Genomic DNA, 25,043 nt, shown 5'->3' on the forward strand with positions numbered 1-25,043 from the left:
TATGAATTCGGAGCCAATCGGTCTATCTCGCCTTTTCGGTTCATTCCGATGTCGGGTTGTTCCGATGTCGGATCGCGCCAGTCAAAAGTGCGAGACAGCGAATCTCAAAAATGGTGGGTCAGTCGTCAGACCTCAGTCCATGTTATCACCATAAGACCAGCGCTGCAGAAATGACAATGGACATTCGTCATTGCAGACCGATCGATGGCACAACAATGCGGGTAAAAAGCAAAATGATGAATGTTTCATTAAAAAACCTGGGGTCGACGCCACTCCGCTGACGCCATCCCCAAGCCAAATCACTGGCGTTGCACCAAAAAGCAATCTTACCCACAGGACATCCGGTGCCCCGTGGGCCGGACAGTGCTATCCCAGATAGTCAGAGCGCTGCAGCGCGTATTTTGCCATCTTTTCATTCAGGGTCCGGCGCGGCAGGCAGAGCTCTTCCATCACGCTGGCAATAGAGCCCTTGTGACGGCGCATGGTGTTGTCGATCAACATCCGCTCAAAGGCTTCGACATATTCCTTCAAGGGCTTGCCTTCGGTGGTCATCACCGGCTGCATCTCTTCGTGATCGGACATCAATAGCGATGCAATGGTGCCGGAACCGCGGCGCGCCTGCAGCACGGCCCGCTCTGCCACATTGATCAGCTGACGCACATTGCCCGGCCAGGGGGCCTGCAACAGCTGCGCCGCCTCCTGCGCCGAGACCTGCGGAGCGTCGCAGCCGTATTCTTCGGCAAACTGTTCGCACAGCCGGGTAAACAGCGTCAGGATGTCTTCGCCGCGCTGGCGCAGCGGTGGCACCATGATGCGCAGGGCCGCAAGGCGATAAAACAGATCCGGGCGCAGGGCGTCTTCACAGGTTTTCCCGGCTTCCTGCAGGTTCGAGATCGCAATGATCCGCGTCTCTCCGGGCATGCCTTGCTCGTTGATGGCGCTCAACAGCTTGGCCTGCAAGGTTTCGCTCAGCGCCTCGATCCCTTCCAGAACCAGGGTACCGCCCCGCGCCTCTTCCAGGGCGGGCAGCAGGCTGTCTTCTGGCTGCATCGGGCCAAACAGACGTTTGGACAGGGCCTCTTCTTCCAGCGCGGCGCAGGAGATCAGCACAAACTTCTTGCCCGCACGGCTACCCACCGCATGTAGCGCATGGGCGACAAGCGTCTTGCCGGTGCCGGTTTCCCCGTCAATCAGCACGTGGCCGTCGGCCTGGCCCAGATCCAGGATGTCTTCGCGCAGGCGCTCCATGACTGGGCTCATACCAATGAGTTTCTTCATGATCTGACCACCGTCAGACAGCTCCCGGCGCAGGGCCCGGTTGTCCAGGGTCAGGCGGCGGGCACCGGTGGCACGTTTGGCCAGCTCTGACATCCGGTCGGGGTTGAACGGTTTCTCCAGGAAATCAAACGCCCCGACCCGCATCGCCTCAACCGCCATAGGGACATCCCCATGGCCAGTGATCATAATCACCGGCAAGCCACTGTCGCTGCCCATCAGTTTTTTCAGGAACTGCATTCCATCCATGCCGGGCATCTTGATATCCGAGATAACGATACCCGGATAATCCGCCCCAAGCTCCTTTAGCGCATCTTCGGCGCTGGCAAAGGTCTCGGTGTCGTAGCCCGAAAGCGCCAACCATTGGCTGATTGACTGGCGCATATCCTGCTCATCATCAACGATCGCAATTTTCATGGCCTGTGCCATAGGACACCCCTTCTTTGTTACTTTCACGGGCCGCTATTCAGCGGCCTCGATGCCGTCCACAAGGATCGGCAATTGCATCTCAAACACGGCGCCGTTTTTTTGCCCGTTGCGCGCCGCGAGCCGGCCCCCTAGGTCGTTGACGATCCCAGAGGAGATGGCAAGCCCCAGCCCAACCCCGTCGCCAGCCTGTTTGGTGGTGTAGAACGGATCAAACAAGCTGCCAAAATCCTCGATCCCCACCCCATTGTCGCGCACCGTCAGGGTCGCGGTCTCCCCTGCGGCCAACAGGATCTCGACCTCCGGCTCCTCCACCGATTTGGTAGCATCCAGGGCATTGCGCAAGAGGTTGACCATCACCTGTTCCAGCCGCATGCGATCCGCCATGACAAAAACCGGATCTTCGGGCAGAATGCGGGTGATTTTGACATGGCGCTGCCGCAGTTGCGGTTCCATCATCGACAGGCTGGAGGCCAGCGCATCGCCAAGGTTTACAGGGCTGAACGCATCGCCCCCCTTGCGGGCATAGGATTTCAGCTGCCGGGTAATGGCGCCCATGCGCTCAATCAGATCATCAATCCGCCCAAAGGAGGCTAGCGCCTCGTCAGGGCGGTTGCGATTGAGCAAAAGCCGCGCCCCGGCGAGGTAGGTTTTCATTGCCGCCAGGGGCTGGTTCAACTCGTGGCTGACAGCCGCAGACATCTCCCCCAGGGCGGCGAGTTTAGAGCTCTGCGCCAGGCTTTGTTCGGCCACGGCGAGGGTCTTTTGCATGCGCTCACGCTCGGCAATTTCCCGCTGCAAGCGCGCGTTCAATACGCGAAGCTCCGCCGACTCGCGCTGGAACAGCGCCATCCGGATCGCCGTCTTCCGGCTCAGTGCATAAAAGGCCAGCGCCAGCAGGATGGCGAATCCCATGATTTCCAGCGCCAATACCGCGTTCACCTTCTCGGGGATCGAGGCAAAGGTGGTGAAAGAGGTCATTCGCCAGCCCTGAAACGGCACCCGGTTTTCCAGCCGCATTACCGCTTCGCCCTGCAAATAGGCATCCGGTGGCAGGGTGCTCCAGTCCGCCGTCGCCCGGATGGCGCGCTGAATGGCGCTTTCGGGCGTTTGCAGGACCAGCGCCTCCTCTTCTTTCAGACCCCGCCAGCGCGCCTCGGTGGCGAGCACGATATTGCCCCTGCTGTCAGTGACCATCACCGCATCCGACACCCCGGCCCAGGCCCGCTCAAACTTGCGCAGGTCGACCTCGATGACGATCACCCCCAACAGCCCAGAGGTATCAACCATGCGGCGTGAATAGGTGAAACGATACCCGCCCACCTCGCGCTTGATTACCGAAAACACCGTGGATCTGGCGCGGGCTGCATCAACAAAATAGGCTTCATTGCGGTGATTTTCGCCCAAGCGATTGCGATTGGTCGCCGCAACCGTGCGGCCATCGCTGGCCATCAGCATGATCGAATTTGCGCCGATCTCATCAATAAATGAAAGCAAGCGCTGCGTTGACAGCGAGAAATCCTGGCTTTGCAACGCCGCAATCAGCGTCTGATCCCGCGCCAACAACTGCGGCACGATGGCATGGCGGCGCAACTCGCTGACCAGGTTGCCAGAATACAGCGCCAGCCGCAGCTCGCCGCGGTTGCGGGTGCTGTCGGTAAAGCGATGAGTCAACTGCTGGTTTGTCACCCAGACAGTGACAGCTGCAACCCCCATGAACAGCAACAGCGCCAGCCGCGCGCCCCAGGGAATGGTACGCGATCCGGTCTCTTTTTCTGGGGGTGTTTTGTGTGTCTGCGGCGCATTCATAGGACAATCCTATTCCTGGCGCCGCAGGAGCTCAAGTCACGCAGCGGCGACAATACCGGCCAATGCGCGAAAGACTGCCGTTCCATCGGTGCCACCGTGGCCTTCGTCGGCGGCGCGTTCCGGATGCGGCATCATGCCAAGCACACGACGGTTTTCCGACAGGATGCCGGCGATATCGTCCACCGACCCATTAGGGTTGTCGGCATAGGTAAAGGCGATACGGTCCTGATCCTTCAGCGCCGCAAGGGTCTCGGCATCGGCAAAGTAGTTGCCATCGTGATGCGCGATCGGGATGCCAATCACATCGCCCTTGGCGTAGCCCTGGGTAAAGACGCTCTGCTCGGTGGCGACCTGCAAATCAACGGTACGGCAGATGTATTTCAGCCCGGCATTGCGCAGCAGTGCCCCCGGCAAAACGCCGGTCTCTGTGAGGATCTGAAAGCCGTTGCAAACCCCCATGGCATAGCCGCCACGATCGGCATGTTCGACAACCGCCCGGCAGATTGGCGATTGCGCAGCAATGGCGCCACAGCGCAGGTAATCCCCATAGGAGAAGCCACCGGGAACGCCTACGATATCAATACCTTCAGGCAGGACGCTGTCCTTGTGCCAGACCATGGAGACATCAAAACCGGCCTGTTCAAAGGCAACCGCAAGATCGCGGTCGCAATTGGATCCGGGAAATACGACGACGGCTGCTTTCATCACTTCATCTCGATGCTGTAGGATTCGATGACGGTATTGGCGAGCAGCTTTTCGCACATCTCGGTGACATCGGCCTCAGTGGCGCCCGCGGTGAGATCAAGATCAATCACCTTGCCCTGCCGCACACCTTCAACCTTGTCAAAGCCCAGAGCCCCAAGCGCGTGGCGCACGGCCTCACCCTGTGGATCCAGAACCCCGTTCTTCAGCATAACATGCACCCGTGCCTTCATCGTGTCGTTCCTCAGCTTCGATGGGAGCGGACCCCTGGTCGCGCCCTTTGCAGAAAAGTAGGACCCAGCCCCGATCCGATTGGCGGGAGTGGGGAATTTCACCTCACCAGATCAGTTCACCAACGTTGGCTTGCTGGGGGCTGGCGGGTTGTTCGGCATCACGCCAAGGCGACGCGCCACTTCACTATAGGCATCGGTCAGGCTGCCCAGATCGCGCCGGAACACGTCTTTGTCCAGTTTCTGGCCTGTCTCGATATCCCACAGGCGGCAGCTGTCGGGGCTGATTTCATCGGCCACCACCAGACGCTGAAAATCACCGTCATAGACGCGGCCAATCTCGATTTTGAAATCCACCAGACGAATACCCACGGCCAGCATCACCCCGGACATAAAGTCATTCACCCGCAGCGCCAGGCTGAGAATATCATCCATGTCCTGCTGGCTGGCCCAGCCAAAGGCGGCAATGTGCTCTTCGGTGACCAGCGGATCCCCCAGGGCGTCGTCCTTGTAGCAATATTCCACAATGGGCCGTGGCAGCTGTGTGCCCTCGTCAATGCCCAGCCGTTTGGACATGCTGCCCGCCGCATAGTTGCGCACGATCACTTCCAGCGGAATGATCTCGCAAGAGCGCACCAATTGTTCGCGCATATTCAACCGTTTCAGGAAATGCGTTGGCACACCAATCTGGCCCAACCCCTTCATGAAATATTCGCTCAGCAGGTTGTTCAGAACCCCCTTGCCTTCGATCACGTCTTTCTTTTCGGCGTTGAAAGCAGTGGCATCATCCTTGAAATACTGCACGATGGTGCCGGGTTCCGGACCTTCATACAGTGTTTTGGCTTTGCCTTCGTAGATCTTTTTGCGACGTGCCATGAGGAACCTTTCGAGGTAAAGGCCAGGAATCCCGGCCCGGTTTCTTGCCGCTCTCATAGGGCAAGGGGTGAAATGCTGCAAGTATGGTGGCGCAAACCAGTCGAATAGACCCGGTTTTAGATCTATTGTCGCAGGCAAACCCGCGGCGACAGCAGATCGCGCGCAAAACGCCAGCGGTTTTGACCGCCCCCAAAGGTGTTCTCAGCAAAACGTTTCCAGCCCCGCTTGACTAATAACCAGCAAAGTCCCGCCAGAATATGCTGCCCCTATAGGGCCGCTGAGATTGATAAAACAGATGCCTCTGGGCAAGCGCAGTTAACGTCACACAAACCTGAGCTTGCTAGATTGGCTTTTCTGCCCCTTCCGGGCCTCGCAGAAAGACCAAAATGCAGAGCCTCAAATCCCCCTCGGCAGGACTGCCTCTTCACGTCCTGCGCATGACAGTGCCCTTTGCGATGGCAGGCCTCTGCCTTTGGGCGATTTTCACCCGCATTGAGCTGCCCTCCCTTGCGGATCTCGGCGGTCTGCTTGGCGGCTTACAAATGTGGCAATGGCTGGCGGCCTGTGGTGCAACAGCGGTCAGTTTTTGGGCCTTGGGGCGCTATGATTCCGTGGCCCATCGACATCTGCAAACTGGCCTGGATGGTCCACAGGCGCGACGCGCCGGGATGGCCGCGATTGCCTTTTCGCAATTGGTCGGCTTTGGGCTGCTGACCGGGGCCTACGCCCGCTGGCGGTTGGTGCCGGGATTGACCGCGATGCAGGCTGCGCAGCTGACTGGCCTTGTCGGGCTGACTTTTCTGGCCGCACTGACAGTGATTTGCGGCATTGCCATGGTCCTGTTTCCGGTCTTTGCCTGGTTCCCCCCCATAGGCGCCCTGCTGATCACCGCCGCCCTCACCGCTAGTCTCCTTAGCTTTGTGGCCCCCCGACTGGACCTCGGGTCTGTGTCATTGCGTTGGCCCTCGCTGACGGCCATGGCGGCGCTTTTGGTCTGGGCGCTCATTGATGTCACGGCCGCTGGCACGGCACTCTGGATGTTGTTGCCCGCCTCGCTTGACATTTCTTGGGCCACTTTGCTGGTGGTCTATGCCATCGCCCTGGGCGCCGCGATCCTGTCCTCTGCGCCTGGCGGCACTGGCCCTTTGGAACTGATGGTCTTTTCCCTACTGCCCGCACATGACAGCGCTGGCCTGCTCGCTGCACTGCTGGCGTTTCGGCTGGTCTACTACGCCCTGCCCGCAGCCATCGCCTGCGTCGTGATGGTTGTGCCAGAGCGGCTCAAATCCACCCGCGCGCCGCTCACGGATCCGGATCTGTTGGGGGCACAGCAACGCTCAGCCGAGACCCTGCACCACCACCGCCTGCGGGCAGAAAGTGGCGTAATCCGCCAAAATGGCGGCCATATTCAGGCCTTTGGGTTTAACCAGCTGGCGCTGTTGGACAGTCCGCAAATCTCTGTGGCGCTGTTTGACCCGATGACCGGCAATCTCAAAGAAACCCTCACGCCGTTGCAGCGATATGCCCGTCAGCGCAATACGGCACCCTGTTTTTACAAATGTTCAGCCCGCAACGCCCTGGCGGCGCGGCAAGCCGGCTGGGCGGTGTTGCGGATCGCCGCTGAAGCCGTGGTCTCGCCGATACATTTCAGCGAATCCGGATCCAACCATCGCCAATTGCGGCGCAAACTGCGCCATGCGGAAAAAGCCGGTATTAGCGTCCGCCCCGCACCCCCCAACCTGCCATTGGACCAAATGGCAGCCCTGGATCAAGCCTGGCAGGATCGCCACGGCAGCGCCCATGGCACCACCATGGGCCGCTTTGAGGCCAATTACCTGACCATGCAGCGTGTCTTTCTCGCCTGGCAGGAGGAGCGCATTATCGGTTTTGTCAGCCTGCACACTGCTGAAACAGAATGGTGCCTTGATCTGATCCGCATCTGCCCAAATGCCCCCGATGGGACGGGCCATATCATGCTGCGTGCAGCCATTGCTGCCGCACGGGAAGACGAGGTTCCTCGCCTGTCACTGGCGGCCGTCCCCGATCACCGCTTAGCCCCCCGCATGGACCAGGGCCTGCGCAGGTTCAAAGCCTGCTTTGCACCAGACTGGCAGCCCCGCTACATGGCCTGCCCAACCTGGGCTGATATGGCAATCGCCGGATTTGAACTTTACCGCCTGATCCATCGCCCTGGCCCGGTTCACCCCGCCAGCCTGGCGCTGCTGCACAGGCAAAACGGCAACCCGGGCACAGACCGAGACGCCGAAACATTAGCCTGGCAGAGCGCACAGGAGGCTCAGCCAGGATCAGCGCATTCTGCTGCGCGTGCCTCATGATCTAGTTGAGGATTATGCATTTGCGCTCCCGGCTCTGCCATGACACAGCACGTCTAATCCTTGGCGGCCTATGGTTTCTGGCGTAAATCTGTGACAAATAGTGCAACCGACAGCCAAGCAGACCGAAGAACAGCCGACACTTGCCTCTCCTTTTACAGGACATACCGATGACCAATTTTTTTGCCGAATTCCTAATGGAAAAAGACGTCCTTCTGGCCGATGGCGCCACGGGCACCAATCTCTTTAACATGGGGTTGCAGTCCGGGGATGCGCCCGAGCTGTGGAATACGGATGAACCCAAAAAGATCATGGCGCTGTACCAGGGCTCGGTGGATGCAGGCAGTGACCTGTTCCTGACCAACAGCTTTGGTGGCACCGCTGCCCGTTTGAAACTGCACGACGCTCAGGGGCGGGTGCGGGAGCTCAACCGCGCCGCTGCAGAACTGGGTCGCGAAGTTGCCGATAAGGCCAATCGCAAGATCGCTGTTGCAGGCTCGGTTGGCCCCACCGGTGAAATCATGTTGCCTGTGGGTGAGTTGAGCCACGAACTGGCTGTCGAAATGTTCCACGAGCAAGCCGAAGCCCTGAAAGAAGGCGGTGTTGACGTGCTCTGGGTTGAGACCATTTCAGCCCCCGAAGAATTTCGCGCCGCCGCCGAGGCCTTTGCCCTGGCAGATATGCCCTGGTGTGGCACCATGAGCTTTGACACCGCCGGGCGCACCATGATGGGCGTCACCTCTGCCGATCTGGCCCAGCTGGTTGAGGATCTGCCCAATCCACCGCTGGCCTTTGGCGCCAACTGCGGCACCGGGTCGTCGGATATTCTGCGTACCGTTCTGGGCTTTGCCGCCCAGGGCACGGAACGGCCGATTATTTCCAAGGGCAACGCCGGCATTCCAAAATACGTTGATGGGCACATCCACTATGATGGCACCCCCGAACTGATGGGCGAATATGCCGTCATGGCGCGGGATTCTGGCGCCAAAATCATCGGTGGCTGCTGTGGCACCATGCCGGAGCACCTGCGGGCCATGCGCCAGGCCCTGGACACCCGCCCCCGTGGAGACCGCCCAAGCCTGGAGAAAATTGTCGAGGTGCTAGGTCCCTTTACCTCTGCCAGCGATGGCACTGGTGAAGAGGAAAAGGCCGCCAGCGAACGCCGCTCCCGTCGCGGAAGCCGCCGTCGCAGCTAAAGCCTTAAAATGAAATTCGACATCGTTGCCACCGCGTTTGGTGGCAACGATACCGCCAAAGCGACTTTTCCCGCCGGATCCAGGCCTGTGAAATACCCGCGCGTGTCGCGACACGACCTGCCAATTTGGCGACAGTGACAGCGTTGGATGTGGGGCTGACAAAGCAGCAGACGCATCCTTTTCTGCCCCCCCCAGAGGCTTTGTTGCACAAATCGCTTCAGGGATTCACTGCGTGAATCCAGCATGATAGCTGGCGGGAATGAGCAGTTGGTCACCCACAAAATACAAGACCAAGATCTGGCCGTCGTATAACACGGCGTTGAAGCAGCGCGGATCGATGTCCATTTGGTTCGCCCCCGAGATGGTCTGGGTTCCGCCGCCGAATAGTAAGCCCGGGCGACAACAGAGTTTCAGTAACCCACCACAGCCGGAGCCATCGCTCGGAACGATGCAGTGGATGCCTCGCGCTACCTCGGTCGAACCATTTGGAAGCGATGGAGCGGGTATCACCGCAGGAGCCGCGTCGAGACCAATATGCACTGTGTGAAGCAATTGGGCCAATCCTTGATGGCCCGAGACTTCGACCGACAGGTCGCTGAGATCCAAATCCGGATCGCCGTATTGAACCGCTACACCGCTCTTGGCAAACCTGTCACAGAGCCCGCAGGATAACTCTAACTCCGTCCGGGAAAGGGGGAGGCTGTCCTTCAGAGGATTTGCGCAACAAAGCCACTTCCGCCCACGAAAGCGCCATCGGCACAGCTAAAGACAAATCAAAACAGCCCGAGCTGATCCCCCGGTTGGGGAGGCCGTTCAAACAGATCCGTTGTGAGATCTGGCTGACGCTCCGCAAGCCCCAACCGCCGACAGGCTGCATTGAATCGGCGCCCGATCATGGCGGCGTATTCCCCCTCGCCGCGCATGCGTTGCCCCCAGCGTGGGTCATAGTCACGCCCGCCATGCATTTCTCGCAGCCGTGCCATCACCTTTGCCGCACGACCGGGCTCATGTTCCGCCAGCCAGTCCTGCCACAGCTCCGACACTTCGCGCGGCAACCGCAGCATGATCCAGCTGGCCGCATCCGCGCCCGCAGAAGCACCAGCAGCCAGGAGGGCCTCCAGCTCGTGATCCGTCAGCCCCGGCACCACAGGTGAGGCCATCAGACGAACCGGCACGCCTGCATCAGACAGACGGTTGATCACCGCCAGCCTCCGCGCAGGCGTCGGTGCACGCGGCTCCATCCGGCGCGACAGCTCCGGGTCCAGGGTGGTAACAGAGATCCCAACCCGCACCAGGCCTTTGGTTGCCATATCCGACAGAAGATCAAGATCGCGCTCTATCAGACTGCCCTTGGTGACAATGGCAATCGGATGGTTGAAGTCCTGCAGCACCTCCAAGCAGGCCCGCGCCAGGCCGTGGTCACGCTCGCAAGGCTGGTAGGGGTCGGTATTGGTGCCCATGGCCAGGGTTGCCACCTTGTAGCGCGGCTTTGACAGCTCCTGTCGCAGCACCTGCGCCACATTGGGACGGGCAATCAGACGGGTTTCGAAATCCAACCCCGGCGACAGGCCAAGATAGGCGTGACTGGGGCGGGCAAAACAATAGATGCAGCCGTGTTCACAGCCCCGGTACGGATTGACCGAGCGATCAAAGGGCAGATCCGGTGAGCGGTTGTATGAAATGGCGCTGCGGACCTGTTCGAGCCGAATTTCGGTGGGAATCACCTCTGGGGGCTGCTCTTGTTCCCAGCCATCGTCAACGGACTCGCGGCCCAAATCAAAGCGGCTTGACGCATTGCTGAGGCTGGCGCGGGCTTTGCGACGCAGCGCGGGGGAGTGAATCATCTGTTCCATTCACCCATTGTGGCAGTGATTTTGGAACAAATGAAGAACAAACCCGCGAAATCGAAGATTTCCTTGCGAATTCTTCATTATCAATCTGCATATTTTGGCCCTATAGGTCGGTCCAGACAATGGCAATGTCGCAAATAATGCAGTCTCGACGCGGCAATATGGCCCAATAGTCGGCACAACGATGCCACGCCGGGGACTCCCCGCCCACTCAAGGAATAGGCGCATGTCAGAAGAAGAAGAAATCATCCTGGCGGAACTGGACGACGAAGAACTTGTCCAACAGATGTTTGATGACCTTTATGACGGTATGAAGGAAGAAATCGAAGAAGGTGTTCAGATCCTTCTGTCGCGCGACTGGGAGCCCTATAAGGTGCTGACAGAAGCGCTGGTTGGCGGCATGACCATTGTTGGCGCCGACTTCCGCGATGGCATCCTGTTTGTTCCAGAAGTTCTGCTGGCGGCAAACGCGATGAAGGGCGGCATGGCGATCCTGAAACCTCTGCTGGCGGCAACTGGCGCGCCACGTATGGGTTCGATGGTGATTGGCACCGTCAAAGGCGACATCCACGATATCGGCAAAAACCTTGTCTCGATGATGATGGAAGGCGCTGGTTTTGAGGTGGTCGACCTGGGCATCAACAACCCGGTCGAAAACTACCTGGAAGCGCTGGAAGAGCATAACCCCGACATCCTGGGCATGTCCGCCCTGCTGACCACCACCATGCCCTACATGAAAGTGGTGATCGACACGATGATCGAACAAGGCAAGCGCGATGACTATGTTGTTCTGGTTGGCGGCGCACCGCTGAACGAAGAATTTGGCAAAGCAATCGGCGCTGACGGCTATTGCCGGGACGCCGCTGTTGCAGTGGAAATGGCCAAGGACTTTGTTGCGCGCAAGCACAACCAGATGAGCGCCTGATTTGGCACGCAAAGGACGTGCAGCCCGCTTAACCGAGCGGGCTGCATTTCGCCCCCCCACAGGGCGCACGCTTGAGGAAAGCTCCCTCACAGAACAGGGTCTGGCCGCCCCTGAAAAGAAACACGGCCGTATTCTGCTGATCGCCTGCGGCGCCCTGGCGCGCGAAATCCTCGCCATCACCGACATCAACGGGCTGGATCATATCGACCTCACCTGCCTGCCCGCCAAACTGCATCTTTACCCCGATCAGATCACCATTGCGGTTGAAGGCGCGGTTTTGAAACATCGCGGTACATACGACAAGATCTGTGTTGTCTATGCCGATTGCGGCACCGGTGGGGAGCTGAAGCAAAAATGCGACGAGCTGGGCGTGGAGATGGTGCCCGGGCCCCATTGCTATTCCTTCTTTGAGGGCAACGCGCAGTTTGCACAACATACCGAGGCTGGCGAAATCACCGCATTCTACCTCACGGATTTTCTGGTGAAACAGTTTGATGCCTTCATCTGGAAACCCATGGGGCTGGACAAGAACCCCGAGCTGCGCGACATGATTTTTGGCAACTACACCAAGCTGGTCTACCAGTCGCAGCTCAGCGATCCGGCGCTGCTGGCAAAGGCGCAAGACTGCGCTACCCGCATGGGGCTGGCGTTTGAACACCGGCACACAGGCTATGGCGAGCTGCAAGACGCAGTACTGAACTGGGGCACGGCCAAAACCTGAGGGAAGGGATTTCCCCCGCCCTCAGGCTCGGGTCCAGGTAGGTTAAGGATCAGGCTGAGGCTTTGACCTCCAAGTTTTGTAGCGCCTCTGCTTCAAACGCCTCCATCGCGGTGCTGTCCTGCGCCGCTGCCACCCGGGCCACCCAGGCTTTCACCACAGCACTGTCGGGCATCAAATGCGGCGCCCAAAGAAAGGCTGAGGCCATGATGAGATCGGCCACAGTCAGGTCATCGCCCAGCAGAAACGGGCCGTCCCGCAACCCCGTTTCCAGCTGTGCCCCGACCTCGGTCAGGGTGCGAAATGTCCCCACCAGCGCCGGGTGGTTCACTTCAGCAAACTGCGCCACCAGCGCAGGCTCCAGCACTCCGCCATAGTAACATATCCAGCTCAGGTAGCTGCCCCGCCCCGGAGCGCCGATCTTGGGGCTCAAGGGTTGGCCAAACAGCTCATCCAGATACATCATGATGGCGCCACTCTCGCGAATGGTCTCGCCCTCATCGGTGATCAGATACGGCACCTTGCCTTCGGGGTGGGCATTCATCGGGTCCCGCCGTCCCGTACCATCATTTTTGACAACATCGACGCAGATAACCTCCACCGCGTCGAGCTTTCCCATCAGCATAAGCTGGGAGATGACACGGGAAGAGCGGGTGTTGGGAGAATGATATAGCTTTGGCATCAGAAAAGAACCTTTCAGGTTTTGGTTGTCGATGCGGGCTATATGGCGCTATCCTCCTGCCAAATTCTGTCAGGAGCGATTGCTTAGCTTACCCCATGGCCAAATCTGATCGTCTGTTTCGTCTGCTGCATCTTATCCGAGGGCTCACGCCGCCGGTGACCGCCGCCCGGCTGGCTGCCGCGATGGAGGTCTCAGAGCGCACTATCTACCGCGACATCGACAGCCTGCGCGCCGCTGGTGCCAGGATCGAGGGAGAGGCCGGCCTGGGCTACACCATGGTCGAGGACCCCGCCCTGCCGCCGCAGACCTTTACCCAGATCGAAATCGAAGCCCTGACGCTGGGCTTGGCGGAGGTTGGGCAGCGGGGTGACAGCGATCTGGCGCAGGCTGCCAGTGATGCGCTGGTGAAAATTCTGGCGACCCTGCCCGAACGGCAGCAGCGCCAGGCCATGCATGCGGTCAATCTGGCGCATCGCTTTACGGCGCCGCAAACCCCCACCATCGACATGACGCTGCTGCGTGAAGCCATGTGGGCCGAAGAGGCGCTGGAAATTGGTTACCGGGACCTAAAAGACGCCCAGACCCGACGGCGCATCTATCCGCTTGCCCTGTCCTACCATGACCATGCGGTGATGTTGCTGGCCTGGTGCTGCAAACGCGCGGATTTTCGTATGTTTCATGTCACCCGCATTGATGGCTATGCAAAAACCGGCGAAAGCTTTCGCCCCCGTCGGGTATCGCTGCTGCGAGACTACATTGCGCAGCTGCAAGCGCGCGGCAAAACCAGGCAGGCGCTCACTTGCGATCCAGACAAGACCCCGCCGCGTTAAAGCTGTGCCGCCGCCGTGTCGCGAATGCGCTCGATCATTGCCCGCACCCCATTAGAGCGCTGCGCCGACAGATGTTCGTTCAGACCCAAACGCTCCAGTTCGGCCCGGGCATCCACCGCCACGACCTCAGCCAGCGTAAGCCCGTTGTAGAGGCTGCGCAGCACCGCAATCAAACCGCGTACAATCAGCGCATCGCTTTCGCCGTCAAAATGAAACCGCCCGTCACTGATTGTTGGATGCAGCCAAACCTGACTGGCACAGCCGTCGACCTTGGTGGCAGGCACCTTCAGTGCCTCTTCCAAAGGCTCCATTGCCTTGCCCTGTTCGATCACATGGCGATAGCGATCTTCCCAGTCTTCCAGGAATTCAAAATCTTCGACAATCTCTTCAAATGCGGCGCTGGCCATGTCCGGGCGTCCCCTCGTTTGTGACGGAAATCAGCAATGCAGCACCTAAGCCGCCTGTCCATGCTTTTCAACAGCTTTTCAAGCGCCGCGCAATCGGGTAACCACAATCAACCAGACTTAAAAGACGGGCGGGACGACATGCGTAAATCCTTGGCACTCATCTTGGCGGGCACGCTGATACTTTCGGGCTGTGGCGGCTGGCGTGAGTCACGTATTAATCCAGGAAACTGGTTCGGCAAATCACGGTCCGCACCCGTTGCTGTGGCCACCGAAAGCGAACCCACAAATCCCCTGCTTGCCGAGGAAGGGCGCAAGAGCATCTTTGCCCGTGCTGAAAAAGAAGACCTGAGTGTCCCCGTGGCCAAAATCAGCGCGCTGCGGGTGGAGCCAACCCCCACCGGCGCAATCATCTATGCCAGTGGCATTGCCTCGCGTCAGGGCGCCCATGAGGTAGAGTTGCGGCAAGTTTCCACTGCTGCAGAGAACACCCTGGAATACACCATGCACGTTTTATATCCGGTGTCTGCAACCCCGGCAGGAAGCGAGCACAGTCGCACCATTCAGGCGGCAGTGACCCTTTCAGAACAAGACCTGCGTGGTATTCGCACAATCCGGGTCAGTGGCGCCGAAAACGCCCGCGAAACCCGCCGCCGCTAAAGCCGCCAAGGTCGCTTAGCACAAGCGGCTGGTTAGAAAAGCACCATATTAAAAAGCCCGGAGTGACAACACTCCGGGCTTTGTTATTTCCATTTGCAGTTTACCAGTGCCAGGTTTCCGTCAACTGGCGGAAACAGCCAGCTGCAGGGCCATTCAGCAAGAAAGCCTACCAGCAGCCTCTGCGGTCAGCCCCTCGCAGGCGCCCAGAGACTACAGCGCCACCACTTTTACCGATTGCCCCTTGGCAGCCAGGGCTATTTCGCCATTGCACAGGCGCAGGGCATCCTCGCCAAAGACCTCATGCCGCCAGCCCGTCAGGGCGGCAACGTCGCGCTCCCCTGCGGCGATGGCATCCAGGTCAGCGCTGGGGGCAATCAGCTTGGCGGCGACGCCGGCGGATTCGGTCTTGGCCTTCAGCAAGACCCGCAGCAGATCCGACAACGCCGGGTTAACCTGCATCTTTTCCCGGCTGCGATCTGCCCTGGGGTGTTTGTCAGCCGGGCAGTTAATGCCCTTGGCGACAGCCTGCAAAATGCCTTCGGCAATGGCCCCTTTGCGGGCCTCACGCAGCAACAGGCGGGAACCACCCAGATCGGCACCGGTGCGTGGCTTGGTCGAGGCCAGCTCAACCAGTGCGTCATCCTTGAACACCCGGTTGCGCGGAACATTGTTGGTCTGGGCGTAGTCTTCACGAAAGGCCGCCAGTTCCCGGACCACAGCCAGGAACTTCCCCGAGGAGGTGCGGGTTTTGACCCGGCGCCACGCCTCTTGTGGCTGAATGTCATAGGTCGCAGGATCGGTCAGCACCTGCAATTCTTCGGCAACCCAGTGCGAGCGCCCGCTGCGCTCCAGATCGGCGGCGAGAAATTCATAAACCCGCCGTAGATGGGTCACATCCGCCAGCGCATAGGTCTGCTGGGCTTCGCTCAAAGGACGCCGCGACCAATCGGTAAAGCGCGAGCTCTTGTCGACGCCTTCCTTGACGATCTTGCGCACCAGAGTTTCATAGCCGACCTGATCGCCAAAGCCGCAGACCATGGCCGCAACCTGGGTATCAAACAGCGGCTTGGGAAAAACACTGGCATCGACCCAGAAGATCTCCAGATCTTGCCGGGCAGCGTGGAACACCTTGACCACAGATTCATCGCGAAACAGCGTATAAAGCGGCTCCAGCGACAGGCCGTCAGACAGTGGATCGACCAACACTGCATCGTTTTCACCATCACCGGAAAAGGCAATCTGGATCAGGCAAAGCTTGGAGTAATAAGTGCGTTCGCGCAGAAACTCGGTATCCACCGTCACGTAGGGATAGTTTGCCGCCTCTTCACAAAAGGCCTGCAGCTCGTCGGTGGTGGTCAGAGTTTTCATATATCACGACTTTTCTGGTGTTCTGGTCCAAAGGAATGGCCATGGTGATACGCCTTTGATGCCAACAATGCAAACCGCCAGATCAGCCCTGCAGCAACACCGGGCTACGGTCCCCCGCCGCAAAGCGTCGCAGTACCGCCGGGTAGAGCCGATGCTCCTGCACCAGCACCCGCGCCGCCAGATCCTCGGGGGTATCTCCGGGCAAGACAGGCACCCGCGCCTGGCCCAAAATGGGCCCGTCATCCAGCGCCGGGGTGACCTCGTGCACCGTGCAGCCATGCTCTGCATCGCCCGCTTCCAGGGCGCGCGCATGGGTGTGCAGGCCCTTGTATTTGGGCAGCAAGGACGGGTGAATATTCAGCATGCGGCCCTGAAAATGTGCCACAAACCCCGCGGTCAGAACCCGCATGAACCCGGCCAGGCAAACAATATCTGCGCCAGCCTCAAGAATGGGCTTTACCAGCTCAGCCTCAAAGGCGGCGCGATCGCCCTTGAACGGGCGGTGGTCCACCGCCGCCGTGGCAATGCCCGCAGCGGCGGCCTTTTTCAGCCCGCCAGCCTCGGCGTCGTTTGACATTACCAGACAGGGGCGGGCCGGATGGTCGCCCGTCATGCTCTCGATCAGCGCCACCATGTTGGAGCCGCCGCCCGAGACCAGAATGGCCACCTTTTTCTTGTCACTCACAGCAGCTTGCCCGTGTGCAGCTTTCCTGTGTAGCGCATGCCAGCACCAGCCGTCACCGTGCCAAGACGGCTGACGGTTTCGCCTTCGTCCTGCAGAATGTCGACCAGCTCATCGGCGCGATCCGCGGACACCGACAGGATCATACCAATGCCGCAGTTAAAGGTCTTTAGCATCTCAGCCTCGGCGATACCGCCTACCTCGGCCATCCATTTGAACACACCGGGCAGCTCCCAGCTGTCCAGGTCGATATCGGCGCCCAGATCTTCGGGCAGCACCCGTGGCAGGTTTTCCGTGAGACCACCGCCGGTGATATGGGCCAGCGCATGCACCCCCCCTGCCCGCACTGCGGCCAGGCTTTGTTTCACATACAAACGCGTCGGCGTCAGCAGCGCCTCGCCCAGGGTGCCGTCGCTAAAGGGCGAATCCGCCTCCCAGCCAAGGCCGGACAATTCAACAATCTTGCGCACCAGCGAATAGCCATTGGAATGCACCCCATCCGAGGCCAGCCCCAACAGCACATCACCCTCAACGACGCCCGCAGGCAAGGCGGTGCCGCGCTCCATCGCGCCCACGGCAAAGCCCGCGAGATCAAAATCTCCCTCGGGATACATGCCCGGCATTTCAGCGGTTTCACCGCCAATCAGCGCGCAGCCGGAGCGCACACAGCCCTCGGCGATGCCTTCGATGATCCGCGCAGCGGTTTCTGTTTCCAGCTTGCCGGTGGCAAAATAGTCTAGGAAAAACAGTGGTTCAGCGCCCTGACAAACCAGATCGTTGACACACATGGCGACCAGATCAATGCCAACGCCGTCGACCACACCGGTGTCGATGGCGATACGCAGCTTGGTGCCGACCCCATCAGTGGCGCCAACCAGGATCGGATCACTATAGCCCGCATCCTTGAGGTCAAACAGCGCGCCAAAGCCGCCAAGGCCGCTCATCACGCCGGAGCGATTGGTGCGCTTGGCGGCGGGCTTGATGCGATCCACCAGGGCATTGCCCGCGTCAATATCCACACCTGCATCCGCATAGGTCAAACCGTTCTTGCCGCTGGTCATCTCTTGGCTCCTTAAAACTGGTTGCGCAGCCTTTATCGCAAGGCTCACCGGAAAGAAACAAGGGAATCCACCGTGCGCGACCTGTCGCACGGTGGAGCGGCCCAATCGGCCGTGAGATCAGAGACCAAATTGCCACGGTGCCGGTTGATATGCGTAGCCTTCCGTCTGACGCAGCACCCGGCCAAGACCCGGGAAGTCGATATGGCTGCCGGTCAGCAACAGCCCATCGGCGGCGGCGCGATCCAGCATTTTGTGACGGGTCGCCGCCGTCTGCTCTGGGTCAGTGTCAAAGGCGATGGTCCAATCCGGATAGGCAAATTGCAGCGCAGTACTGTGGATGATGTCGCCCCAGAACAACAGCTGCTGCCCACCACTGTCCAGCATATAGCCCGTATGTCCAGGGGTATGCCCCGGCAACGGCAGGGCGGTGAAACCCGACAAAACAGAGGCTTCGCCCGCAATAAGCCGCAGCCGGTTCTGATAGGGGGCAACCGTCATGCGTGCCATCTGGAAAAACCCGCGGCTGCTTTCCGGAACCGAGGCCATGATGGCGTCGTCATGCCAAAACTCCCATTCCACCTGTGACACCACCAGCTCTGCATTTGCAAACACCGCCGTGCCATCGGCTGCAACCAACCCGCCTGCGTGGTCCGGATGCATATGGGTCAGCAATACCGTGGAAATCTCGCTGGGGTTCACCCCCATGGCGGCCAATCCGGCGCCCATTGCGCCCAAACTTGGCCCCATCAGATCCGCGGTGCCTGCATCAATCAGGATTTTTTTGTCGCCAAGCTCCACCAGATAGGCCTGCACCGGGATCTGTAGCCCCGCAGGGGTCATCTGGTGCAATCCCCTGGCCAGGGCCACATTCGCCTTATCCGCATCAAAATTGGCAAAAAGCTGCGTCCCCAAGGGCAAATGCCCATCCAACAACACTGTCACACGAGCCTCCCCAATGGAAAACTGGTGCAGAACGGGAGGCAACCCTGTCACCGGCTCCGTGACCTGAGCAGTATCCTGAGCCTGGGCCTGACCCGAAACCAAGGCAGCAGCAGGCGCCGCTGTAAGGGCGCCCAGTAGGGTTCTACGATTGATCGTCATAAGGTTCTCCAATATGATTTAGACCTAGTCTTGGCCTCACCCCCGACTTAGTTTGCCGAAACAGGCCTATGTAGGCATAAATTGCCTATCCCCCTTATAAGCAGGACTTATAGCAAAATGGATCGACTGGGATTGCTGGAAAGCTTTATCATCGCCCTGGACGAAGGCAGCTTGAACCGCGCAGCGCAGCGCCGTGGCATCAGCCAGCCCGCCATGAGCCTCCAAATCAAGCAGCTCGAAACCCTGTTGGGCCATGAGTTGCTGCATCGCACCTCAACAGGGGTAAAACCGACTCGCCCTGGCGAGCTGGTCTATACCCAGGCCCAGGGTCTACTGTCCGGCTATGACCTGATGTGCGCCGAGCTGAGCGCGCTGAAAGAGAGTCTCTCCGGCACTTTTCGGGTCAACACCAGTACCTTTTTTGGCCGCATTATTCTTGGTCCTGTGCTGCTGGAGGTCAATCAGACATACCCCGACCTGAATATCGTGATGAAACTGGAAGACCGGCTGGTCGATGTCCTGCGCGAAAATGTGGATCTGGCGATCCGCTCTGGAACGCTGGGCGACAGCGATGGCGCCGCCCGTAAGATCGCCCAGATGGAAACCGTGCTTTTTGCCACCCCCAGTTATCTAGATCAGGTGGGACGCCCCAGCACGCCAGAGGACCTGAAGCGGCTGAAGTTCATTCAGCATCACGAAGATCAGACCGGCGGCTTTTTCCCGCTGACCCTGGACGGCGTGGAGTATCAGGCGCCGGTCCATGTGGGGTTCACCGCCGATGACCCTGATTTGATCATCCGCGCGGTGGCGAACCACACCGGATATGCCCGCGCCCCACGGCTGTTTCTCGATGAGGCCTTGCTGGAAGGGCGGTTTGAGGAAGTTCTGCCCGCATATCAGCCCCAGCCCAAAGACATCTATGCCGTGTACCCCTCGCGCCATAGCTATGACAAACGCCACGAGGTTGTGGTCACGGCGCTTTTGGAGCGGATTGAGGCCCTGCAACAGGATTCCATTGCCCGACGTTACCCGGCGACTGCAATCATGGCTTGACCTTCCTGCGGGCATTTTCTAACCACGTCCTCAGGCGGGCCTGTAGCTCAACGGTTAGAGCAGAGCGCTCATAACGCTTTGGTTGCGGGTTCAAATCCTGCCGGGCCTACCAAACTTTCCAGTGACTTAGCTGAAACCGCCGATTTGCCAAAAAGGTTCATTGAACCGAGTTTTGGTTTTGGAGGTAACATCGGGCGGATTTCTATGCGAATCCGCCCTGATCTCGGCAGCGCAACCTCAAGCATTTTATCACATATTATCGATGCCTGACAGCAGTAGGCAAAGCCCGTGAGATTTTTGAATGGATCCCGCCCACCGCAGCGCAGGTGGGCACAACATTTTCAATACTCCCCCAAGCGTAGGTCTCAAAACTCTCTTCTCATGCCCATTGCTTTGCGAGTCTTTCAAATTTTCCAGATGTAAGACAGCCCCGTTCTCCCGCTTAGGGCCGTGTCAAATAGGATTGCTGCATTCCTTCAGTCGCACGGCGCGCCGAGGGAAAAAAGAAGCAAAGACATTGGCAAGATTTTTCCATTTCGTGCTCCTCCTTGCGAGAGCACGAAATGGAAAACGTGCCGAAGAAAAACATATGCACTGGCCGAAATACCTTCTGCTGCTCAGGACAGCCAGTAGCATCACACGCTTGGAAAAAAGGAGGGAGACCGAGCGCTTGAAGCCGCCACGAACGGCGGTAACATAAGGTTAGATCAATGGAAAAACTCTACTCCACACCCTCGATTTTTTCGAAGGACGCTTCCCTCAATATCGTTCGAATTTTCTTCACCGCATTCGGTGAAGCCACGCAGAACGCCATTCTCTTGCTGGGAGGCCCAAACGCCCACCGTCGTTGCCTTCGGCTGTTCACTTCCCTCCGAGAATCTAAGACCCTAAGGCGAACCGTTGAAACAGTTTCGTCGAAATTATTCCGACCCAAGCCGTGGCCCGACCGGCAAAGGCGTCGCCAAGTATCAGGCCTTGAAACATACCTGCCAAGCCTGCCCATCTAAGATGAAGTGCTGCCCAAAAGCAGATGCGCGCAAGATCACCCGCGAAGAACATGAAGATGCCCGACAGGTCGCCCGCGATATCGCAAAAACTAAGCAATATGCGATCTCAATGCGGCTGCGAAAGAAGGTCGAGATGCTCTTCGCACACCTCAAACGCATCCTGGGGCTGGGACGGCTCCGAATACGAGGACCATGCGGAGCAAATGACGAATTCCTGCTTGCCGCCACCGCCCAAAATCTCCGCAAACTAGCCAAGATCTTTCCTGCATCGCAGCAAGCGCGCAAGGCCTGACAGGAAAGGCGCTCGGGTCGCCCTGAGAACCAATCATTCTGTATCAGCAAGACGTTGTTTTTCCACAGAATCCGCGGAAACCAGACATTCACTGCGCTCTGCACCGAGGTCCGCTGTGCAGCCACGCCCGACCATTAAGAATAATTGACGAAGGTCGGGATGTCTTGAAAAACTCACAAAATTATGACGAATCTACCTTCTCAATTAGTATGCTATTATCGCCTCATACTTCTTCTGAAGCGTCTCAAAGCTGCAGGCACGCCGATTGGGCCCAAACTGTTAGTTGCTGTTAAAAGCATTTGCGCGATTGCGAGGAAAACTGGAACGAGGATGGATAGCGCGAGGATAAGTGGGCTCGCAATCGAGCGATCAATCCAATTAGGCGCGATCTCGATACGATCTTCTCCACCCAAATAGCTAACGGATATCTTTGAAGGTCCTGTTTCGGAAACTAAAGAAACTTGGAAGTTCTTCGGGCCATGCTGGCTTGGTAACACGTATCCGTACACACGCGTTTGGCTTTGTTCTTTCCCATCATCTCGGAAAACCCCAACCTTTTCGCCTGGCCTAAAACTCCCATTTTTGATGATCTCAGTTGCATTCATCAGGAACGGCTTTTCTCGGATATCGTACGCGCCTGAAGTCAGAAGCTTTGTTTCACCTGTCGCCGCAACCTGTCCTAGGTGAGCAAAGCCGGAAAACGACAACGCACCCAATGCTGACCATTCGGCTCGTGGCAAATGGAGTATTGTGCCTGATTTATACTCAGCGACATTTTTCAGAAGGATTTCAAGCGAGCCTTCCTCGTTCGTCGATACAACAATATGGCTGCCATCTTGCCACTTCAGACTCACGATCTCGTGCTTTTGCTCATACCGTCTCGGGTCGCAAATGTCGGTCCCGCGCGTTCTGGATCTGTCGATTTTGACCAGAGGTTCACAAACGAGCACTGAGCCAAGGTCCCAAAAACCCGCATCTCCAGAAAACTGGATTTCCATGCTGGCGGAATGGGCTGAAATCAAAATTGTGCGATCCGCACCGACGCCAAACGCCAAGGTAACGAGGAACGCGGTAAGTAAAGACGTGACGCCAGTCAGAGCAATAGAAATACCTATTCTCTTGGAGATAGAATTTGTATCCGAATGCTCATCGGTAGTTTTCATCTATTATTCTTCCGATAAATGGAGCTTGAACTCTACTTCTCGCCCCATTTCGCCCCTTTTGAACGACACGGTCCCAGCGACTAGTGGAGCAATAGACATCACGCTTTTCGGCAATACACAAACAGTGTCGAAAGCGGTTCTATTATCAAACTCGACGACATCACACGACACGTCTGCAATGTCGGGGTTGTTCGGGAAGTACACGAACGTTTCTTCCGAACGAGACGTGTTCAAAAGCAACGCGACGTTCTCTTCAGATTGCTCCCCCCAAAACACGAGGGAGCTATCATCCCTGCCGTCCCCGCAAGGCCCAAGGGTCAGGAGTGGTGCAATCTCTCCACTCTGGATTGTGCGAACATGCTTTGGATTTTTCGTCGGGTAGTCGAGGACAATACTCCCCCCGGCCCAGTCTTCCGACACATTGTAAGACCCTTGGCTCTGATAGAACCCATCGACACTCAAAACCGACAAACATGCCGTGGCGCCTGACCATCCTTTTGGAATATGTGCTGAAACGCTTATAGAGTTCTTCGGCAACGGTCCAAACTGCACCAATCCAACGAGTCGAGCCCCGGAAATTTCAGCGGCCTCGTTTACGACCTCAGTGAAATTGTTTGCCGTAAGTTTTGCTTTGCCATGTTCTTGGGCAACAAGCATAGTCGGGCAGATAGCCATCACTGCGAAAAGAATTTTTGAAAACATGAAATTACGCTCTCTGATCAAGCTACTTGCAGCAAGTATATTGTATTTCACTGTCTGTATCACCCCCGTATTTTCCCAAACCGTCACCGTGCAAAGCGGGGATGAGCTTGGCCATGGTATGCTCCTAAAGCATGGCTCGACGTGTTATGTGCTAACCCCAAAACACGTCGCAAATAATAAACGGCGCGTTACGGTGTTCTCATCCGCCCCCGTCGTTCACTCTGGGGCTTTGGTGGAAACACCGTTTTGGGAAGGGATGGATTTTGCCATAGGCGTTGTGCGCGGCCCCGTTGAGGAAAAATGTGTCACGACGCTTGATGACCTATCCAGCAAAGTGAATGTTGCCTCTGGAAGACATGCACAACTCTTACGCTTGCTACCGTCTGGAGAAGTTGAACGCATTTCTATGTCCGTCATGAAGACAGATTACCTGACGCTTGATGCACGCATTGAGGAAGGCTCCAGCGAGTTATACAAAGGCACCAGTGGCGCATTTCTCTTTGATGGTGAGAATCCAATCGGAATGATCGTGGAAGCGCTCTCGGCAACCGAAGGGCGCTTTATACGGATTGAAGAGTTGCACTTGAACCTTGCGCGCCGCCTAAACCGCAAAGCGGGATTTCAAGCGGCTGCGTCCAAGTTTACTCCCGTAGCAAGCAACGATGACGGTGATAGCCTTCCTCTCGAGTTTGTTCGCGCGTCGCGACCGCCAATCTACCCCGATGTCGCAGAGGCTAATATGTTAGGCGACGGCAGCTATGTGTTTGACTTGCCCCGCCCTAATCGCATCGCGCTCAAAATCAAGTCACCCGGCGCCGTCCCCCTATCGAATGTGCGCGTCTTCTCGGATGTTGACGCGGATTTCGCCATCCCGCGCAACATTCGCATCGATGTGTCCTCTGCCCCAAACGGCAATCGGCCACGCTTTTTTGGCGCGGCCGAAATGGGACCCGACGGTGTCTTTGACTTTTCACGCGCGCCGACATTGGCCCGCTGGGTGTTCATCACGGTCAATGACGCGTGGGAGAACGGGGCGATAGGCATAAGCACGGTGCGCGTGAGATGATCTAGCGCAGTGGAATCGTTACTTTAACTTCCGCTCTTACATTGTAGCTTTGAATCGTGGCCGCAGTGAGCGCCCCAGAGTCCAAGAACTCCATCTCGTACCATCTTTGATCTGTCGAACGATACTGAACGACCTCACCTACAATCTTTAAAAGACAACTCGAATTTGCGATGCGGTTTTTCATGATGTAGCAATTGGCGTCACTATCATAGCCCTCGATGTCCAGCGTGGTCACGGCATAGCCGTCCTCATTCGGGTTTAGCCCATAGAGGCTACCGATGACCCTTTCCAAATCTGCACGATCCGCCTTTTTCCCGTCAAACTGGATCTCTAGGCGCGGTGATGTGTCCAGGAAGGATTTGATCGCGAGATTTCGAACGTTTTTGTCGGGGCTATAGATGCCGTAATCCAAAGCGGCTTTGACAAGAACATCATCACCGGATTCCAGCATCAATTCCATGGCCTTAAGCGCGCGGGCCGGGTCCGGATCGTTGAGCAGCTCAACGTATTCATTGCCTTTGCTCAACTCGGCATCAATCTTCGCCTGAAGGTCGGCTACCGAGAGAGATTGTGCGCTGGCGGCACCCGCAAGAATCGAGAGCGCTGCCCCCCAAAAGAAGCATTTAGTCATG

The 25,043-nt window shown here is 58.0% G+C and carries 23 protein-coding genes, 1 tRNA gene and 2 pseudogenes; 11 read left to right on the forward strand and 15 right to left on the reverse strand.

Features of this window, described 5'->3' with window-relative positions:
* Positions 1-366 precede the first annotated feature (366 nt).
* The 5 genes from N1037_13385 to N1037_13405 form a co-directional block, all read right to left on the reverse strand.
* The gene (locus tag N1037_13385) at positions 367-1,704 is read right to left on the reverse strand and encodes a sigma-54 dependent transcriptional regulator (protein UWS78271.1); all 1,338 of its coding nucleotides are present in this window, start codon (positions 1,702-1,704) and stop codon (positions 367-369) included.
* A gap of 33 nt (positions 1,705-1,737) precedes the next feature.
* Entirely contained in the window at positions 1,738-3,510 is a 1,773-nt protein-coding gene (locus N1037_13390; protein ID UWS78272.1) for an ATP-binding protein, read from the reverse strand.
* 36 nt (positions 3,511-3,546) lie between these two features.
* Complete coding sequence (purQ, locus tag N1037_13395) at positions 3,547-4,215, reverse strand: phosphoribosylformylglycinamidine synthase subunit PurQ (protein ID UWS78273.1); 669 nt, start codon at positions 4,213-4,215, stop codon at positions 3,547-3,549.
* Positions 4,215-4,445: a phosphoribosylformylglycinamidine synthase subunit PurS gene (gene purS / locus N1037_13400; protein ID UWS78274.1), complete on the reverse strand. Its 231-nt coding sequence runs from the start codon at positions 4,443-4,445 to the stop codon at positions 4,215-4,217. The genes purQ and purS overlap by 1 nt, the downstream gene beginning before the upstream one ends.
* 111 nt (positions 4,446-4,556) lie before the next feature.
* Entirely contained in the window at positions 4,557-5,318 is a 762-nt protein-coding gene (locus tag N1037_13405; protein UWS78275.1) for a phosphoribosylaminoimidazolesuccinocarboxamide synthase, read from the reverse strand.
* 386 nt (positions 5,319-5,704) lie between these two features.
* Between N1037_13405 and N1037_13410 the strand changes: the two genes are divergently transcribed.
* From N1037_13410 to N1037_13420, 3 genes and pseudogenes are all read left to right on the forward strand, one after another.
* The gene (locus tag N1037_13410; GenBank protein UWS78276.1) at positions 5,705-7,654 is read left to right on the forward strand and encodes a phosphatidylglycerol lysyltransferase domain-containing protein; all 1,950 of its coding nucleotides are present in this window, start codon (positions 5,705-5,707) and stop codon (positions 7,652-7,654) included.
* Positions 7,655-7,821: 167 nt separating this feature from the next.
* Entirely contained in the window at positions 7,822-8,847 is a 1,026-nt protein-coding gene (gene bmt, locus N1037_13415) for a betaine--homocysteine S-methyltransferase (protein UWS78277.1), read from the forward strand.
* A 259-nt stretch (positions 8,848-9,106) separates the two neighbouring features.
* Positions 9,107-9,519, forward strand: a pseudogene (locus N1037_13420) (hypothetical protein).
* 101 nt (positions 9,520-9,620) lie between these two features.
* Here N1037_13420 and N1037_13425 read toward each other — a convergent pair.
* On the reverse strand, positions 9,621-10,700 hold the full coding sequence (locus N1037_13425) for a PA0069 family radical SAM protein (protein UWS78278.1): 1,080 nt from the start codon (positions 10,698-10,700) through the stop codon (positions 9,621-9,623).
* Between the two features lie 223 nt (positions 10,701-10,923).
* Here N1037_13425 and N1037_13430 point away from each other — a divergent pair, with 223 nt between their 5' ends.
* Positions 10,924-11,622, forward strand: coding sequence for a corrinoid protein (locus N1037_13430; GenBank protein UWS78279.1), 699 nt, complete (start codon positions 10,924-10,926; stop codon positions 11,620-11,622).
* A gap of 1 nt (position 11,623) precedes the next feature.
* Positions 11,624-12,343, forward strand: a complete 720-nt coding sequence (locus N1037_13435) for a DUF1638 domain-containing protein (protein ID UWS78280.1) — start codon at positions 11,624-11,626, stop codon at positions 12,341-12,343.
* Between the two features lie 49 nt (positions 12,344-12,392).
* Here the strand turns inward: N1037_13435 and N1037_13440 are convergent, their stop codons facing one another.
* Positions 12,393-13,022 (reverse strand): glutathione S-transferase family protein, encoded by a 630-nt coding sequence (locus tag N1037_13440; GenBank protein ID UWS78281.1) that lies wholly within the window; start codon positions 13,020-13,022, stop codon positions 12,393-12,395.
* Positions 13,023-13,117: 95 nt separating this feature from the next.
* Between N1037_13440 and N1037_13445 the strand changes: the two genes are divergently transcribed.
* Entirely contained in the window at positions 13,118-13,852 is a 735-nt protein-coding gene (locus N1037_13445; protein UWS78282.1) for a YafY family transcriptional regulator, read from the forward strand.
* Here the strand turns inward: N1037_13445 and N1037_13450 are convergent.
* A complete protein-coding gene (locus N1037_13450) occupies positions 13,849-14,259 on the reverse strand; it encodes a SufE family protein (protein ID UWS78283.1) in 411 nt (136 codons plus the stop codon). The genes N1037_13445 and N1037_13450 overlap by 4 nt on opposite strands.
* A 138-nt stretch (positions 14,260-14,397) precedes the next feature.
* On the opposite strand from N1037_13450, the gene N1037_13455 reads away from it, so the two are divergent.
* On the forward strand, positions 14,398-14,916 hold the full coding sequence (locus N1037_13455) for a hypothetical protein (GenBank protein UWS78284.1): 519 nt from the start codon (positions 14,398-14,400) through the stop codon (positions 14,914-14,916).
* A gap of 210 nt (positions 14,917-15,126) precedes the next feature.
* Here the strand turns inward: N1037_13455 and rnd are convergent, their stop codons facing one another.
* The 4 genes from rnd to N1037_13475 all read right to left on the reverse strand — a co-directional run bounded on the left by rnd (position 15,127) and on the right by N1037_13475 (position 19,128).
* Complete coding sequence (gene rnd, locus N1037_13460) at positions 15,127-16,284, reverse strand: ribonuclease D (GenBank protein UWS78285.1); 1,158 nt, start codon at positions 16,282-16,284, stop codon at positions 15,127-15,129.
* A gap of 82 nt (positions 16,285-16,366) precedes the next feature.
* Positions 16,367-16,918, reverse strand: a complete 552-nt coding sequence (purN, locus tag N1037_13465) for a phosphoribosylglycinamide formyltransferase (GenBank protein ID UWS81362.1) — start codon at positions 16,916-16,918, stop codon at positions 16,367-16,369.
* A 47-nt stretch (positions 16,919-16,965) separates the two neighbouring features.
* Positions 16,966-18,027: a phosphoribosylformylglycinamidine cyclo-ligase gene (gene purM, locus N1037_13470; GenBank protein UWS78286.1), complete on the reverse strand. Its 1,062-nt coding sequence runs from the start codon at positions 18,025-18,027 to the stop codon at positions 16,966-16,968.
* Between the two features lie 117 nt (positions 18,028-18,144).
* Complete coding sequence (locus N1037_13475; GenBank protein ID UWS78287.1) at positions 18,145-19,128, reverse strand: MBL fold metallo-hydrolase; 984 nt, start codon at positions 19,126-19,128, stop codon at positions 18,145-18,147.
* 117 nt (positions 19,129-19,245) lie between these two features.
* On the opposite strand from N1037_13475, the gene N1037_13480 reads away from it, so the two are divergent.
* The 3 genes and pseudogenes from N1037_13480 to N1037_13490 all read left to right on the forward strand — a co-directional run bounded on the left by N1037_13480 (position 19,246) and on the right by N1037_13490 (position 21,480).
* The gene (locus N1037_13480; GenBank protein UWS78288.1) at positions 19,246-20,181 is read left to right on the forward strand and encodes a LysR family transcriptional regulator; all 936 of its coding nucleotides are present in this window, start codon (positions 19,246-19,248) and stop codon (positions 20,179-20,181) included.
* Between the two features lie 36 nt (positions 20,182-20,217).
* A tRNA-Ile gene (locus N1037_13485) sits at positions 20,218-20,293 on the forward strand.
* Positions 20,294-21,081: 788 nt separating this feature from the next.
* A pseudogene (locus N1037_13490) lies at positions 21,082-21,480 on the forward strand (transposase).
* Between the two features lie 215 nt (positions 21,481-21,695).
* Here N1037_13490 and N1037_13495 read toward each other — a convergent pair.
* Positions 21,696-22,643: a hypothetical protein gene (locus tag N1037_13495; GenBank protein UWS78289.1), complete on the reverse strand. Its 948-nt coding sequence runs from the start codon at positions 22,641-22,643 to the stop codon at positions 21,696-21,698.
* 3 nt (positions 22,644-22,646) lie between these two features.
* Complete coding sequence (locus N1037_13500) at positions 22,647-23,345, reverse strand: hypothetical protein (protein UWS78290.1); 699 nt, start codon at positions 23,343-23,345, stop codon at positions 22,647-22,649.
* Here N1037_13500 and N1037_13505 point away from each other — a divergent pair.
* Complete coding sequence (locus N1037_13505; GenBank protein ID UWS78291.1) at positions 23,344-24,411, forward strand: hypothetical protein; 1,068 nt, start codon at positions 23,344-23,346, stop codon at positions 24,409-24,411. The genes N1037_13500 and N1037_13505 overlap by 2 nt on opposite strands.
* A 1-nt stretch (position 24,412) precedes the next feature.
* Here the strand turns inward: N1037_13505 and N1037_13510 are convergent, their stop codons facing one another.
* Positions 24,413-25,042, reverse strand: a complete 630-nt coding sequence (locus tag N1037_13510) for a hypothetical protein (GenBank protein ID UWS78292.1) — start codon at positions 25,040-25,042, stop codon at positions 24,413-24,415.
* Position 25,043: the final 1 nt, after the last annotated feature.

The sequence above is a fragment of the Phaeobacter sp. G2 genome, from assembly GCA_025163595.1.
Taxonomy (GTDB): Bacteria; Pseudomonadota; Alphaproteobacteria; order Rhodobacterales; family Rhodobacteraceae; genus Pseudophaeobacter.

Bases quoted from the DNA above. Each gene is read 5' to 3' on its own strand.
- N1037_13385 (UWS78271.1), bottom strand. From the start codon at position 1,704: ATGGCACAGGCCATGAAAATTGCGATCGTTGATGATGAGCAGGATATG.
- N1037_13390 (UWS78272.1), bottom strand. From the start codon at position 3,510: ATGAATGCGCCGCAGACACACAAAACACCCCCAGAAAAAGAGACCGGA.
- purQ (UWS78273.1), bottom strand. From the start codon at position 4,215: ATGAAAGCAGCCGTCGTCGTATTTCCCGGATCCAATTGCGACCGCGAT.
- purS (UWS78274.1), bottom strand. From the start codon at position 4,445: ATGAAGGCACGGGTGCATGTTATGCTGAAGAACGGGGTTCTGGATCCA.
- N1037_13405 (UWS78275.1), bottom strand. From the start codon at position 5,318: ATGGCACGTCGCAAAAAGATCTACGAAGGCAAAGCCAAAACACTGTAT.
- N1037_13410 (UWS78276.1), top strand. From the start codon at position 5,705: ATGCAGAGCCTCAAATCCCCCTCGGCAGGACTGCCTCTTCACGTCCTG.
- bmt (UWS78277.1), top strand. From the start codon at position 7,822: ATGACCAATTTTTTTGCCGAATTCCTAATGGAAAAAGACGTCCTTCTG.
- N1037_13425 (UWS78278.1), bottom strand. From the start codon at position 10,700: ATGGAACAGATGATTCACTCCCCCGCGCTGCGTCGCAAAGCCCGCGCC.
- N1037_13430 (UWS78279.1), top strand. From the start codon at position 10,924: ATGTCAGAAGAAGAAGAAATCATCCTGGCGGAACTGGACGACGAAGAA.
- N1037_13440 (UWS78281.1), bottom strand. From the start codon at position 13,022: ATGCCAAAGCTATATCATTCTCCCAACACCCGCTCTTCCCGTGTCATC.
- N1037_13445 (UWS78282.1), top strand. From the start codon at position 13,118: ATGGCCAAATCTGATCGTCTGTTTCGTCTGCTGCATCTTATCCGAGGG.
- N1037_13450 (UWS78283.1), bottom strand. From the start codon at position 14,259: ATGGCCAGCGCCGCATTTGAAGAGATTGTCGAAGATTTTGAATTCCTG.
- N1037_13455 (UWS78284.1), top strand. From the start codon at position 14,398: ATGCGTAAATCCTTGGCACTCATCTTGGCGGGCACGCTGATACTTTCG.
- rnd (UWS78285.1), bottom strand. From the start codon at position 16,284: ATGAAAACTCTGACCACCACCGACGAGCTGCAGGCCTTTTGTGAAGAG.
- purN (UWS81362.1), bottom strand. From the start codon at position 16,918: ATGGTGGCGCTGATCGAGAGCATGACGGGCGACCATCCGGCCCGCCCC.
- purM (UWS78286.1), bottom strand. From the start codon at position 18,027: ATGACCAGCGGCAAGAACGGTTTGACCTATGCGGATGCAGGTGTGGAT.
- N1037_13475 (UWS78287.1), bottom strand. From the start codon at position 19,128: ATGACGATCAATCGTAGAACCCTACTGGGCGCCCTTACAGCGGCGCCT.
- N1037_13480 (UWS78288.1), top strand. From the start codon at position 19,246: ATGGATCGACTGGGATTGCTGGAAAGCTTTATCATCGCCCTGGACGAA.
- N1037_13495 (UWS78289.1), bottom strand. From the start codon at position 22,643: ATGAAAACTACCGATGAGCATTCGGATACAAATTCTATCTCCAAGAGA.
- N1037_13505 (UWS78291.1), top strand. From the start codon at position 23,344: ATGAAATTACGCTCTCTGATCAAGCTACTTGCAGCAAGTATATTGTAT.
- N1037_13500 (UWS78290.1), bottom strand. From the start codon at position 23,345: ATGTTTTCAAAAATTCTTTTCGCAGTGATGGCTATCTGCCCGACTATG.
- N1037_13510 (UWS78292.1), bottom strand. From the start codon at position 25,042: ATGACTAAATGCTTCTTTTGGGGGGCAGCGCTCTCGATTCTTGCGGGT.